Source organism: Francisella sp. 19X1-34 (assembly GCF_041102755.1).
Lineage (GTDB): Bacteria > Pseudomonadota > Gammaproteobacteria > Francisellales > Francisellaceae > Francisella.
Genome location: NZ_JBGCTX010000062.1, coordinates 1 through 13,859 on the forward strand (window position 1 = coordinate 1; position 13,859 = coordinate 13,859).

Consider the following 13,859-nt stretch of genomic DNA (forward strand, 5'->3'; position numbering starts at 1 on the left):
ATCTAGGAATGATTAAATTAGCTTGTACTTTTATTTGGCTTCGATGAAAATTTATTTTTGTGCACAGAGCCTAAATATTCCTCTCATTATTTTATTGTTATTGGTGGGTTCTGTAATTTTGATATCTAATACTAAAAATGAAAGTGTGGCTAAAGCAAAAGATAAAGTCAACTCAGCTGTAGATGACATTTCAAAAAAATTGAATAATGCTGCCCAAGATACTAGCAATCCGGTTGGCTAGACTTTCTTAAATATAAAAACTGTTGGATTAACACCTATTTTAGTAATCACTTTATAAAGAAGATGCATATTCCAATATATCATAGATATACTAGATGCCACTGCTAGCCCATAAACACCACCATAAATAGTAAAAATAATTCCAAATATAATATTTATTATCAGTGCTATATAAAAAGCAAAGCAAGTTGTTTTTTCAAACCCTGCCATATTAAGAATAGTTGCAACACACCCGGAAATAACATTAACAATCTGGCCAACCATTAAAATACAAAATATGAAATATGAAATCACATACTCTTTTCCATAAAGTAAAGTGATTGGATAGCCACATATTATAAGCCCAACTATGGCAAATATAGACAAGATAAATATAATTCGTGTATACGATGTTATTTTTATCTGAAACTCTTCTCTAGAGCAGTTTTTATAATCATCTGCAATTTGTGATAAAACATTAGAGTTCACTGCATTTAAAACAAAACTAACAAGAGCTCCTAGCTGTAATGCTACCCCATATAACGCAACATTCGCTGGTATAGATAAGCCCTTAAGAATGACTATATCTACTTGTGATAATAATAAAAGTCCCCATTGCATAAAAGCAAAAGACAAGTTACTTCCTGTTGGCTTTAGGCTTTTAAAAGAATATTTTGATGTTTGTAAAAGCCATACTGTAGTTATATAGACTGTCATAAAAATCATCATACATCCAACTAACATTGCTGTATCTGGTATATAGAAAAACATAAAAAATAAGGTTAGAAACAACATAATCATTCTCAACCCAAGTTGCAATAGATTAGCTAGTACCACGACCCTTTGCGCTACAAAAAAAGATTGGAATATATTTGCCATAAAGAATGGAATAACAAATAAAAGTGCAAAATTTTCTACATAATTATCATTACTCTCACGGTGATTGTAAAAAACAATAATAACTATTATAAGAACAATAAATCCAAAACCTCTCTTAAAATACCAATTATGTACTAGAAATGTCTCTTTGTTTCTTTCATAACCATCTAAATCAGACTTACCCCAAGTTCTAGCTAATATTCCTCCTGCTCCCATCGTAGCTATAACAGCTAATATAGTAGCAACAGTAACACCAAAAATATAATAACCATAATCACTAATATTTAAATGACGAGCTAATAATATAGCTGTAATAAATGCACAAGCTTGCCCTAAAGCTTGCACTACCATTGTTTGTAGTGATTTTGATAATATGTGATTAGAAAGTATTTTCTTTAACAAAGTTTCTTAAACAAAATTTAATTTACCAAGATTTTAACAGCAAAAATAAGATAATATAAGAGTAATTTTTATTTAGAATTATTAAATGTTTCTAATGCTAGTGCTAGCGAACCCTTAACTCCTGTATTATCGCCAAATGATGCAGGAACAATAAAACTTGCCATATCTTTTAAGGCGGGGTAATCAAGATAACCATTTAAATATTGAGCTACTTTTTCACGCACCATATCAAAAAGAATAGTCTTATGCATAACGCCCCCACCTAAAATTATTTTCTCAGGGGAAAACGCATATATATAGTTTACTAATGCCTTTGCTAAATATTCTGCCTCAAATTTCCAAGCTATATGATCATCTACAAGCTTAGCTGCAGAGCTAACTTGCCATCTTTTATTTATTGCTGTACCAGATGCTAAACCTTCAACACAATTGCCGTGAAATGGACAACATCCTGCATATTCATCATTAGGATTTTGGGGAATGACTTGATGTCCAATCTCTGGATGCATGGCTCCCTGTACTAATTGATTGTTGCATATAATACCACCTCCAACTCCTGTACCAACTGTTAAATATAAAAGATTATCTAAATCTTTAGCACAGCCCCACACATGCTCGCAAATAGCTGCTGCATTAACATCAGTATTAAATCCTACTGGTCCTGAATAAACAGATTTAATAGCACTAACTATATCAAAGTTTTGCCAAGCAATTTTTGGAGTATTTGTAATATAACCATAAGTTTCAGATTTAGTATTGATATCAATAGGCCCAAAACATCCAACACCTACAGCATGTATATCATACTCACTTTGATATCCTTTCAAAACCTCTAAGACTTCAGTCATAGTTTGTTCAGGAGTAGTTGTATCTGTACGATGACGCTCTATAACATTACCATCAATATCTCCAATAGTTGTGAAAAATTTTGTGCCACCTGCTTCTATACCTGCTAAGTACATTATACTTCTAACTCCTAATTAATATTATGAGATAATACTACCACTTTTTACAGAAAAATTTAAGCTCATTCTTCTGAAGAAGGTATTCAAAAATTAGTATTTTTTATGTACTTTAGATATCAGGTTTTTTACTCTTATTTTAAATTCATCGCTTGCTAAAATATTTTTCCTATCCTTATCAATTTCATCAATCTTAGGTTTTTTTAGTGTTATATTAGAAACTATAGAATTAAGCTGTTTCTTACTATTTGTTATTCCAGCTTTATTACAATCTATGATACTTTTACATACTTCATTAATTTTACTTGCCAAATCTGACTTAGTCATATAGATACTATTAAATATACCAGTATTATAAGCGTCTCGAGCAGTTATTTTGTCAGCTGTAAAAAATAGTTCTTTAACTTTATGAGCTCCCATTATACTTAGCCACTTTTGATAGTCCCTCAACTCAAATGGTACTCCCATTTTATTAGCTGTTATAACTACACTTACATCATCAAGAGCATACACCATATCACAAACCATTAGTAAATGTAGCGCTCCTGCATAAACATCACCTTCTACTTGTGCTATTATAGGAATACCACAATTAAACACAGCATCAAACATTTCAAACATTGGATCATTATTAATATCACTAACAGATGTTAACTCATTAAGATCATGTCCTGCCGAAAAAATACCATGAGCTATATTGCCCTTAATGATAATTACTCTCTGGTTTTTTTTCTCAGCTTCTGTAATTGCTTTTATAACTTCTCTTGACATTTCCTTATCAAAAGCATTCCTTTTATTAGGATTGTTTAAAATAATCTCTGTAATTTTACTTAAGTGATGAACTACTAAAATCTTATCCATAAAATACCTTTTTAGATTAGTTTTTGAGATTTCGCAATTTTTCGTAACTCGTCTCTATGGTCAGGATGAGCTATTCTTATTACAGCGTGAGTTCTTTCCGTTAAACTTTTACCTCGTAACCTTTCTATTCCATACTCTGTAACTATATAATCAGCATCCATTCTTGTAGTAGTAGCTCTACTTACTTTAGGTACAATTTTGGATATCCCACTATTTGTTGTAGATGTCATAGCAATAATTGATTTACCTCTTTTTGATAAAAAACTACCTCTAACAAAATCAGCATGGCCTCCAGTCCCACTAAACTCTTCATCTGATAAAAACTCAGCATTAATATCACCAAAAAAATCAACTTCAATAGCAGAATTCACGGAGACAAAATTATCATTTTTACCAATGATATAAGGATCATTAATATAAGAAGCTGGATAGCTTGCAAAAGTTGGATTATCATCTAAATTTTTACAGAATGAAGCATCTCCCATTGCTATAGTAAATACAGCTTTTCCTTTATGTAGAGTTTTTTTGTACCAGTAGCAACTCCTTTCTTTACTAAATCCATAAGAGCTGGACTTAAAAGCTCAGTATGTATCCCTAAACACTTGTGATGCTCCAATCCTTCACAAACGGCATCTGAGATACCTCCAATACCAAGCTGAATTGTAGAATTATCCTCTATTAAACTAGCAACCTTATGCCCAATAACTCTCTGCTTTTCTGTGATTTTTCCTCTAGGTACTAATAAAAGAGGAGCCTTATTTTCGACCACAATATCGACTTCACTAATATGTATATTAGATTCACCATGAACTCTAGGAAGGTTAGGATTCACTTCTACAATTACTTTTTTACATTTTCTAGCAACTGTTGATGTTAAGTCATTATTTAATGCAAATGAGAAATATCCATGCTTATCCATAGGTGATACAGCGACTATTATTGTATCGATCTTAATATCTTCTGTGGCAACGCTAGGTAGCTCACTAAAATGATATGGAATATATCGAAGCGATACCTTTTTATCATTTATTCCATTTTTTATTGCATCTCTATCATACTTTGTCATAAAAAATGTATTTAAGTGACATCTCTCAGCAACTTCTTTTTTCAAAAGATGTTCTCCAATTGGAGCCATAGATAGTTTATAATAAATTTTAGCTTCAACAAGAGTCTCATTTTGTATAACTTTACCAAGCTCTTCTATTAGAGCTGGAGGCTGACCGCTTGCCATAGCGATGAAAATTTTAGCTCCATTATCTATAGATTCTATAGCTAATTTCGGTGTAGTCAACTTCTCTATATAAAGTTGTTGGTTCATAGCGGCTCCCTAAAACTTATTTACTTAAAGTTTAAGTTTTATCAATTAACTAATACTTATACACAACCTGAGCTCGATATAACTTAAGCCATAATTTCTAATGATATCTTGTCATTTTTCGAAAAATTTAGCTTTGGTTTTTTAGGTTGAAATCTATAAGCAATAATACCACAGAAAATATTAACTAAGAAATTATATTTCGATCTATGACGAGTATACTCAATCTGGAAAATGTTTTTAAGTTGATCATTAACAGTCTCTACAATCCCTCTTTTTCTTAACAAGAGCTTATCATGTAGTAGCATGAGTTTAGCTTTCATATTTTTTCTAAGCCTAGTAATAAGCTTTAATCCTCTCTTAAATAAAGATTCAGATAACGCTTTTTTGATATATCCTTTATCTCCAACTATTTTACCAGTTAACCCTTGTGTCAAATCATCGACACATGTTCTATCATCAGTTTTTGAATCAGTTAGCTTAAATGCCATTATCTCACCCTTATCATTAATGACAAGATGTAACTTAAAGCCATAAAAATATCCCATTGTAGATTTTGATTTTAAAGCTAAGTTTTTAAATGTCTTATTTCTATTTACCCTTTTAATATGGCAGACTTCAATTGGTGTCGAATCAACAAATTATATGCCTGTCTTCTCACCTTTAAACAGTTGAGATAGGTAACATAGTGGTAGCAGAGCAGACTTTTGAGGCTCTACAAATCTATTGTAGCTAACAGTCTTAGGAAACTCTTTCTTCATATGTTTACAGATATGAAAAAGATAAAAGCTTTTAAAATCCCTATAATGGCTTTGATGGAACATTATCAAAATTGTCAGAACTTCACTAAGAGACATAACACTTTTTCTATTACGCTTTCTTTTGGGTAATAATTTACCTTTATAAAATGGAACAAACCCTTTACAAAAATCATCAATAAAACAAAAAATAGTTTCTACTTCCATCTCTAAAATATTTTTTAGCAGAAGTGTATTTTATTTTGATCATTATATCGAACTCAGGTAAATTTAACCTTCTATAGGAGTTCCCTGATGAAGTTTTAGCTTCCAATCACCATTAGAATATAGTCAGATCGAGCTTCTATTAGCTTCTAGCTTATTCTCTTCAAGCTGAAGCTAACTAACATAAGTAACTTGATAAACATCATTGGCTAGCTTGCGGATCTGAAAATTATTGAGAGGAAGTATAGCACTAATCTTTTGATAAGGCTGAGATACTATTCCTTGCCTAGAATAAATCTTCCCTGATGGTCCATATTCAAAAAAGTCATCAGCTAAAATACTATTCATATCTGATTTATCAACCCTAGTTTCTTCTAACCAAAGAGATTCTTCAAGCTTTCTAAGCTGATCGATATTCATAGAGACTATTTAATAACAGAAACACCACCCATATACCTTATAAGAGCTTCAGGAACCATAATAGAACCATCTTCTTGCTGATAATTTTCTATAACAGCCAACAATGTTCTACCAACTGCTAAACCAGAGCCATTTAAAGTATGAACCAATTTTGGCTTTTTCATTGATGGGTCTTTATATCTAGCTTTCATTCTACGAGCTTGGAAATCACCACACCAGCTGCATGAAGAAATTTCTCTATAAGTATTTTGTGATGGTAACCAAACTTCTAAGTCATAAGTTTTCTTAGCACTAAAGCCCATATCACCTGTACATAACTTCATTACTCTATAAGGTAAATCTAATTTTTGTAGAACTTTCTCTGCATGTGAAGTCAAAAGTTCTAAAGACTCTTCACCTTTTTCTGGAGTTGTAATATGCACTAATTCAACTTTTTCAAATTGATGCTGACGAATCATCCCTTTAGTATCTCTACCATAAGAACCAGCTTCACTCCTAAAACAAGGAGTATGGGCGGTATAATACCTAGGTAAAGATTCTGTATCTAATATCTCATCTCTAACCAAATTTGTAACAGGCACCTCAGCTGTAGGTATCAAACTATACTCAAAATCACCTTCTAGTTTAAAAAGATCTTCTGAGAATTTTGGTAGCTGACCAGTACCATACAAACTATCATTGTTAACCATATATGGTACATATACTTCTTCATAGCCATGTTTTTCTGTATGCATATCAAGCATAAACTGAGCCAAGGCACGATGTAATTTAGCTATCCTACTTTTCAAAACTACAAAGCGGCTACCTGTGATCTTTGCCCCTGCTTTGAAATCAATCATCTTAAGCATTTCACCAATATCAGCATGATCCTTTGCTTGAGCTTCTGGGTGGAACTCTCGAGGTACTCCCCATTTCCTTACTTCGACATTTTCATTTTCATCTTTACCAACAGGAACATCACTAGCAGGAATGTTTGGCATGCCCAATAAAGTATCATTAATATCTTCAAGTAAAACTTTTAGATCTTTTTCAACTACTTTAAGCTCTTCATTTATCTCATTAACTTTTGCAAAAATATCACTAGCATCTTCACCCTTAGATTTTCTTTTACCAATTTCTTTTGAAATAGTATTTCTATTAGCTTGAAGTTCTTGGGTTTTTTCTTGCAATAATTTTCTCTTTGCTTCCTTTGCCTCAAATTCTGAGATATCAAACTTATAGCCTCTTGTTGCAAGCCTTTCAGCTACTTCTTGTAGATTATCTTTGATATATTTTGCATCAAGCATTTTTTATAAAATCCTTATTTTTCAAATTTAAAAATAGTTTTGCCTGTCATTTCCTTAGGCTGAGATATTCCCATTACGTTAAGTATAGTCGGTGCAATATCAGAAAGCTTACCATCTTTTATAGCAACTTCAGCTTCTTTATGACCAACATACACAAACGGTACAAGATTTGTTGTATGGGCTGTATGTGGTTTTTGTGTCTCTGGATTTAGCATCATATCTGCATTACCATGATCAGCTGTAATAAACATATTACCATTATGCTCAAGTATTACATCCTTTAATCTAGCTAAACACTGATCAAGATACTCTATCGCACGCATAGCAGCTTCATAATTTCCTGTGTGTCCAACCATATCAGAGTTAGCATAGTTACACATTATACAGTCATATTTTCCACTTTTTATAGCTTCAACTAACTTATCAGTAACTTCTGGAGCTGACATCTCTGGTTGTAAATCATAAGTAGCTACTTTTGGAGATGGGATCAAAATTCTATCTTCACCTTCAAATGTATCTTCTTTACCACCATTAAAAAAGAATGTCACATGAGGATACTTCTCTGTCTCTGCTATTCTTAATTGTGTTTTATGATTTTTCATTAACACTTCACCAAGAGTGTTAACTGGCTGCTCTGGCGGAAATGCTACAGCACACCCAAGTTTAGAGTCATACTCTGTAAGTGTTGTGAAGCTTATATCTAAATGCTTTGGTCTTGAGAAACTATCAAAAGTTTTATCGACAAATGCATGACTAATCTCTCTAGCTCTATCAGCTCTGAAATTCATAAAGATAACACTATCTTTGTCTTGAACACTAACTAACTTGTCATATTTTTTGATACAAGTAGGTATTACAAACTCATCAGATTGATCACGAGCGTATGATTGTTCTAATGCTTCTAAAGCATTACTATAAATAAACTCAGCTTTAGCATTTGCTATAGCATTATAAGCTTTCTCTACTCTATCCCAACGGTTATCTCTATCCATAGCATAGTATCTTCCTGAAACACTCGCTATATAGCCTAGGTTTAGATCTTGTAATAATTTGTCTACCTTTTTAATTGATTCTTCTGCTGATCTAGGAGGAGTATCTCGACCATCCAAGAATGCATGTAGATAAACTCTCTTAACACCTTTTTGTTTAGCAATTTTTATCATCTCAAAAATATGCTCTTCATGAGAATGAACTCCTCCAGGAGAAAGTAACCCCATCAAGTGTAAACTTGAATCATTTTGCTTAACATTTTCTATAGCATCACAAATAGCTTTATTCTCACCAAAAGTTTTCTCTTCGATAGCTTTATCAATTTTTGTAAGCTCTTGATAAACGACTCTACCAGAACCTATGTTTACATGTCCTACCTCAGAATTACCCATCTGACCTCTAGGAAGACCTACTGATAAACTAGATGCATTAATAAGAGTTTTTGGAAATTCTTGCCAGATATTGTCCCAAGTTGGAGTATTTGCATTTTTAATAGCATTAAAGTAATCACTCTCGCTATAGCCCCAACCATCAAGAATTACTAATAGAGTAGTTTGTTTCATAATTATCCTCAAAAAGTTTTAACTTCTGAAATCATTTTTTCAATTCAGAGCTAATTATAACTTTATATTTAAAATTTGTCTGCGTTGATACGAAAGTTTTAACTATTTTCTTTATAATATTAATATTAGATAGAAAACTAAAGTAGCACGCTCTACTTAAGTTTAAAATTGATAGATAACAGGTTAGCTTGCTAAAACCTCTTCAATACTGTTTAATCTTCTTACTTCAACTTGCTGATTAGGAATTATAATAGCTATAACTAATCCTATGACTGCAACGACTAACAAAAGTAAGCATAAACCTACAGTTGGAGATAGCCATCCCATAACAATAGTTGCTATCATTGGAGCAAAACCTGATAAAGATGCTCCAAAACCAAAACCAATTGAACAACCTGTAGCTCGAACTCTTGGCGGGAAGATTTCAGTATAATATGGTGTTGATACCGCCTGTATTATAGATGTCAATGCAGCCATCGCTATAACCATACAAGTTATTAATGCTATGTTTTTGAACTGCATAAACATAACCATAGGCACACACAATACCAACAATATCACATACCCAGCAATATGTGTTTTCTTACGCCCTAAAATATCTGATAAATATCCTGCTAAAGGCATAACAATACACATGATTGCTATACTGACAGTATTTATAGCTAGCGCAGTAGAAAGATCAAGATGAAGCTCTGTTTCCATATATGTCACCATATATGTTATATCTAGATAGTAAAGTACCATTGCAGTTGTTGATAAGCAGATAATTAATGTCAAACGCCATGGATAATGCTTAAGCAAATCGCGAATAGGTTCAACTTTAAAGTTGTTTTCAGTATTGTCTACCTTTTCATCTTCCTTAATAAAGAAGTGAATTAAGAGTAAAAAGAACCCTAATGCAAAAGGTATACGCCAAGCATAATACTGCCATGATTCTGGCAAGAAATGAATTGCTACATAGCTAAGCCCAGATGCTAGAAGAAACCCAACAACCGATGCTGAATATGCCACGGCTAAATTAAATCCAGTAAATGCCTGCTCTTCTGCTGTCAAAGTCATTAGGTTTCCAAATTGACCTCCAGCAGACAAGCCTTGTAACACTCTGACTAAAACTAATAATATTGGAGCCCAAATACCAATACTGTTATAACCCGGTAGAAAAGCCATAATAACTGTTGGTATTGCCATAAATACAATTGCTATATTCATAGCATAATGACGACCTAGTTTATCTCCAACCCTACCAAATATTACTGAGCCAATTGGCCTTGCGATAAAACCTGCAGCAAATGCTCCAAAAGTTGCAATTAAAGCGACCCAAGCATTGGTTTTAGGAAAAAATTGAGCTGCAATTATAGTTGCAAAATAGCCATATAGAGAAAAATCATACCACTCGATTATATTACCAAAAGAATTCTTTAACGTACGAACAATTTGTTCAATCATAATAAAAGTTTTTACACCTTATTCATTTTTTTTAACAATTTATTATCGTTTTATGATAACTAACAAATGCCGTAAATTCAATTTAGTAACTTTTTCAACTTTTGCTTTGAAACTTTATTATTTATGTACTTAGAATTTTCTTATATAATCATTAGTAGTCTCCTATTATAATTTATGTCGGCTTTTATGAAAGAATCTATAAAAAAAGATAAGTTACCAACTCTTGATCAAACAAATACTCTAAATGTTTTAATAGATACATTTTCTGAAGAGTTAAGGAGAATGAAATTTGAGGGAGATATTCATTCTGATTATGCGTCAAGAATATCAACCTCAATGGACAACAGTATATACTTTATTGTTCCAGAGTTAGTGGTTTTCCCAAAAAATAAAAGCGATGTTAATAGGATCTTTGCTCTAGCCAGCAAAAAAGAATATCAAGAGATAAAATTCTCACCTCGAGGTGGAGGTACAGGCACATCAGGGCATTCATTATGCTCAGGAGTCATAGTTGATTCAAGCCGTTATATGAATAATATTTTAGAAATAAATATTGAAAAAGAATTTGTCAGAGTAGAGCCAGGTGTTGTCCTAGATCAACTAAATGATGCTCTAGCAGATACTGAATATTTTTTTGCCCCTAATTTATCACCAAGTAATAGAGCTACCTTAGGTGGAATGGTAAATACAGATGCTTGTGGTAAAGGTTCAAGAATATATGGTCGCACTAGCCAACATGTTTTAGAGCTAGGATGTACGCTAGTTAATGGACAAAAACTTACGACAAAAAAGATAAAATTAACTGATCTAGAGGAAAATAACCTAAATGAGGTTGAGAAAAACATCTATTCAACTGTGGTTGAGCAAATCATAGATAAATATTCCTTAATTGAAGAAAAGCTTCCTAAATTAAGTAAATTTCTAACAGGCTATAATTTAACTAAAACATATAATAAAAAAGATAATACTATTAATCTTAGTTATTTAGTTTCTGGATCAGAAGGAACTCTTGCTTTTGTTAAAGAAATGACTCTTAAGCTTACAAAAAAGCCAAAATATAAAGCACTCTTTAGCATTTCTTATGATAGCTTCAACAAGGCTTTAAAGGCTGCTAGAGACTTACTACCATCAAACCCTTCTGCTATAGAAACTGTAGATAATAATATTGTTGAAATAGCAAAAGGAGATGAAGTTTATCATAAAATAAAACATCTAATTGAAAAAGACTCTTCGATAAACCTTGCTGCTGTCAACCTTGTTGAGTTTATTGCTGACTCTCAACATGAGCTAGATACTAAAACTGCAAAATTAGAAAGAGCTCTACTAGACAAACAAGCAATATTTCACCTAACAGAAAGTCCTACTGAGATGGATAGTTTATGGGAGCTTCGCAAAAAAGGAGTCGGGCTACTTGGAGCTATGAAAGGTGATCGTAAACCAATACCATTTATCGAAGATACCGCAGTTGCCCCTGAAAGACTAGCAGATTATATAGTTGAACTAACAAAACTCCTAGACTCTTATAATGTCAAATATGGTATGTTTGGTCATGTTGATGTTGGTTGTCTTCATGTACGCCCCGCTTTAGACATGAGCTCTCCAGAAGATTATAAAAAAGTTGCTGAAATTACAAAGAAAGTTAGTGAACTTGTCAGAAAGTATGGTGGTATTTTATGTGCTGAGCATGGCCATGGTCATAGAAGCGAGTATTTGAAAGACTATTTTGGTGAGGAGCTTTATGAATCTTTAGGCCATATTAAAAAAGCCTTTGATCCTCATAATCAACTAAACCCAGGTAAAATAACTGTACCAAACGGTAGTAAAGATCAGTTAGTAAAAGTTGACGGTCCTTTTAGAGGATACTTAGATCAGCAAGTACCAAAACAAATGCGCCAACAATTCTCTGGTGCTTATAATTGTAACGGTAATTCTCAATGTTTAAGTTATAATTTAGATACTGTTATCTGCCCATCTGCTAAAGCAAGTAGAAATTGGTTATACTCACCAAAAGGAAGATCTGCTATTTTACGTGAATGGCTAAATCAATTAGCAGCAAAAGGTTACTCTACTATTGATAAAGAAGATAGTTTTGGCTATGAAAGAGCTGAGAATACTATTCATGATTTCTCACATCAAGTTTATGACTCTCTAGACAAATGCTTAGGCTGTAAAGCTTGTATTACAGGTTGCCCTATAAAAGTCGATATTCCTACTATGAAATCACAATTTCTAGCAAATTATCACTCTAGATACAAACGTCCTTCTTTAGATTACTTTGTCAAACATAGTGAATCTATCTTAAAAATAAACTTATATATGCCGAAGATCTTTAATGATATTTTTAATACTCAATTTGTTAGAGCAGGCTTAGCAAACACTATCGGATTCGCCGATGCCCCCCTAATAAGTTCTCTAAATCTAAGAGCTGAACTAAAACAAAGAAAAGCTCCTGAATTTAACATCAAAGAACTAGAAAACCTAACAATAGAGCAAAGAAAGAAAACTGTCTGCATTATACAAGATATTTTCACATCCTTATATGATACTCATATAGTACTAACTTTATATGATTTTTTAACAGCTATAGGATTTAAAGTTTATTTTGCTCCATTTAAAATAAATGGTAAACCCTCTCATGTTAAAGGTTTCCTAAAATACTTTAAAAAACAGGCTCTAAAAGCAACTAAACTTTATAATGAAATAGCTAGAACTAAAGTTGATATGATAGGCATTGATCCAGCTATGACTTTAGTATATCGCGATGAATATCGTAAAATTTGTGGAGATCAAGTAAGGTTTAAAGTAAAAATGCTCCAAGAGTGGTTAGTCAAAAAACTAGAATATCTACCAAAAATGAATAGTATGATAGATAATGAATTTAACCTATTTAATCACTGTACAGAAAAATCACTTTCTACAACAGCAACTAGTGATTGGCAAAAAATCCTTGAATACTTTGGTATAAATACAAAAATAGCTAACGTTGGATGTTGCGGTATGTCTGGTAGTTTTGGTCATGAAACTAAGCATATAGATGACTCAAAACAGATCTATAGTTTAAGTTGGAAAGACAAAATAAAACAAGCTGGAATTAGAAACTCTATAGCGACAGGATTCTCTTGTAGATGTCAGGTTAAGCGTATTGAAGGACATACAATTAAGCACCCTATTGAAATTTTAGAATTAAATCGAAAAAAACAGCGAAAAGTGTTGACACAGCAAATAGGATAAGTATAATAATCAACATTCCTCGGGTTGTTAGCTCAGTCGGTAGAGCAGTTGGCTTTTAACCAATTGGTCACAGGTTCGAATCCTGTACAACCCACCACTTATTTTTATTCTTTAACTAATCAATTTTAAAAATCACATTCTTAAAATAAGACGATGTTAAAGTCATTTTACTACATAGATTTTTTTTGCAAAGAAAAATAAATTTGATTATTTAACGCCTAAGACTACAGTTAATTTAAGTATTTAAAGGGAGTGTTGCAATCTAAGCAATAATTGGAGTAAATTTTGAAAATCTACATTTCTTGTCTAAAAAATGACTATAG

The 13,859-nt window shown here is 32.3% G+C and carries 11 protein-coding genes, 1 tRNA gene and 1 pseudogene; 3 read left to right on the forward strand and 10 right to left on the reverse strand.

Features of this window, described 5'->3' with window-relative positions; translation table 11 throughout:
• Positions 1-43 precede the first annotated feature (43 nt).
• Positions 44-241, forward strand: a complete 198-nt coding sequence (locus AB8E56_RS09380; RefSeq protein ID WP_329480414.1) for a hypothetical protein — start codon at positions 44-46, stop codon at positions 239-241.
• Here AB8E56_RS09380 and AB8E56_RS09385 read toward each other — a convergent pair.
• From AB8E56_RS09385 to AB8E56_RS09430, 10 genes and pseudogenes are all read right to left on the reverse strand, one after another.
• The gene (locus tag AB8E56_RS09385; protein WP_329480416.1) at positions 238-1,500 is read right to left on the reverse strand and encodes an oligosaccharide flippase family protein; all 1,263 of its coding nucleotides are present in this window, start codon (positions 1,498-1,500) and stop codon (positions 238-240) included. The genes AB8E56_RS09380 and AB8E56_RS09385 overlap by 4 nt on opposite strands.
• Positions 1,501-1,568: 68 nt before the next feature.
• On the reverse strand, positions 1,569-2,462 hold the full coding sequence (locus AB8E56_RS09390; RefSeq protein WP_329480418.1) for an ROK family protein: 894 nt from the start codon (positions 2,460-2,462) through the stop codon (positions 1,569-1,571).
• Positions 2,463-2,555: 93 nt separating this feature from the next.
• Complete coding sequence (locus AB8E56_RS09395; protein ID WP_329480420.1) at positions 2,556-3,323, reverse strand: enoyl-CoA hydratase/isomerase family protein; 768 nt, start codon at positions 3,321-3,323, stop codon at positions 2,556-2,558.
• A gap of 11 nt (positions 3,324-3,334) precedes the next feature.
• Positions 3,335-3,808: an acetyl-CoA hydrolase/transferase C-terminal domain-containing protein gene (locus AB8E56_RS09400; protein ID WP_329480422.1), complete on the reverse strand. Its 474-nt coding sequence runs from the start codon at positions 3,806-3,808 to the stop codon at positions 3,335-3,337.
• 2 nt (positions 3,809-3,810) lie between these two features.
• Positions 3,811-4,641 (reverse strand): hypothetical protein, encoded by an 831-nt coding sequence (locus AB8E56_RS09405; RefSeq protein WP_329480424.1) that lies wholly within the window; start codon positions 4,639-4,641, stop codon positions 3,811-3,813.
• A gap of 83 nt (positions 4,642-4,724) precedes the next feature.
• Positions 4,725-5,603, reverse strand: a pseudogene (locus AB8E56_RS09410) (IS982 family transposase).
• A gap of 171 nt (positions 5,604-5,774) precedes the next feature.
• Positions 5,775-6,020, reverse strand: a complete 246-nt coding sequence (locus AB8E56_RS09415; RefSeq protein ID WP_329480426.1) for a DUF4440 domain-containing protein — start codon at positions 6,018-6,020, stop codon at positions 5,775-5,777.
• A gap of 5 nt (positions 6,021-6,025) precedes the next feature.
• The gene (gene serS / locus AB8E56_RS09420; RefSeq protein WP_329480428.1) at positions 6,026-7,306 is read right to left on the reverse strand and encodes a serine--tRNA ligase; all 1,281 of its coding nucleotides are present in this window, start codon (positions 7,304-7,306) and stop codon (positions 6,026-6,028) included.
• A 14-nt stretch (positions 7,307-7,320) separates the two neighbouring features.
• The gene (gpmI, locus tag AB8E56_RS09425; RefSeq protein ID WP_329480430.1) at positions 7,321-8,859 is read right to left on the reverse strand and encodes a 2,3-bisphosphoglycerate-independent phosphoglycerate mutase; all 1,539 of its coding nucleotides are present in this window, start codon (positions 8,857-8,859) and stop codon (positions 7,321-7,323) included.
• A gap of 183 nt (positions 8,860-9,042) precedes the next feature.
• Entirely contained in the window at positions 9,043-10,305 is a 1,263-nt protein-coding gene (locus tag AB8E56_RS09430; protein ID WP_329480432.1) for an MFS transporter, read from the reverse strand.
• A gap of 198 nt (positions 10,306-10,503) precedes the next feature.
• Between AB8E56_RS09430 and AB8E56_RS09435 the strand changes: the two genes are divergently transcribed.
• Positions 10,504-13,536, forward strand: coding sequence for an FAD-binding and (Fe-S)-binding domain-containing protein (locus AB8E56_RS09435; RefSeq protein ID WP_329480434.1), 3,033 nt, complete (start codon positions 10,504-10,506; stop codon positions 13,534-13,536).
• Between the two features lie 21 nt (positions 13,537-13,557).
• Positions 13,558-13,633 (forward strand) — tRNA-Lys (locus AB8E56_RS09440).
• The last annotated feature ends 226 nt before the right edge of the window (positions 13,634-13,859 follow it).

Bases quoted from the DNA above. Each gene is read 5' to 3' on its own strand.
- AB8E56_RS09415 (WP_329480426.1), bottom strand. From the start codon at position 6,020: ATGAATATCGATCAGCTTAGAAAGCTTGAAGAATCTCTTTGGTTAGAA.
- AB8E56_RS09400 (WP_329480422.1), bottom strand. From the start codon at position 3,808: ATGGGAGATGCTTCATTCTGTAAAAATTTAGATGATAATCCAACTTTT.
- gpmI (WP_329480430.1), bottom strand. From the start codon at position 8,859: ATGAAACAAACTACTCTATTAGTAATTCTTGATGGTTGGGGCTATAGC.
- serS (WP_329480428.1), bottom strand. From the start codon at position 7,306: ATGCTTGATGCAAAATATATCAAAGATAATCTACAAGAAGTAGCTGAA.
- AB8E56_RS09380 (WP_329480414.1), top strand. From the start codon at position 44: ATGAAAATTTATTTTTGTGCACAGAGCCTAAATATTCCTCTCATTATT.
- AB8E56_RS09390 (WP_329480418.1), bottom strand. From the start codon at position 2,462: ATGTACTTAGCAGGTATAGAAGCAGGTGGCACAAAATTTTTCACAACT.
- AB8E56_RS09405 (WP_329480424.1), bottom strand. From the start codon at position 4,641: ATGAACCAACAACTTTATATAGAGAAGTTGACTACACCGAAATTAGCT.
- AB8E56_RS09395 (WP_329480420.1), bottom strand. From the start codon at position 3,323: ATGGATAAGATTTTAGTAGTTCATCACTTAAGTAAAATTACAGAGATT.
- AB8E56_RS09430 (WP_329480432.1), bottom strand. From the start codon at position 10,305: ATGATTGAACAAATTGTTCGTACGTTAAAGAATTCTTTTGGTAATATA.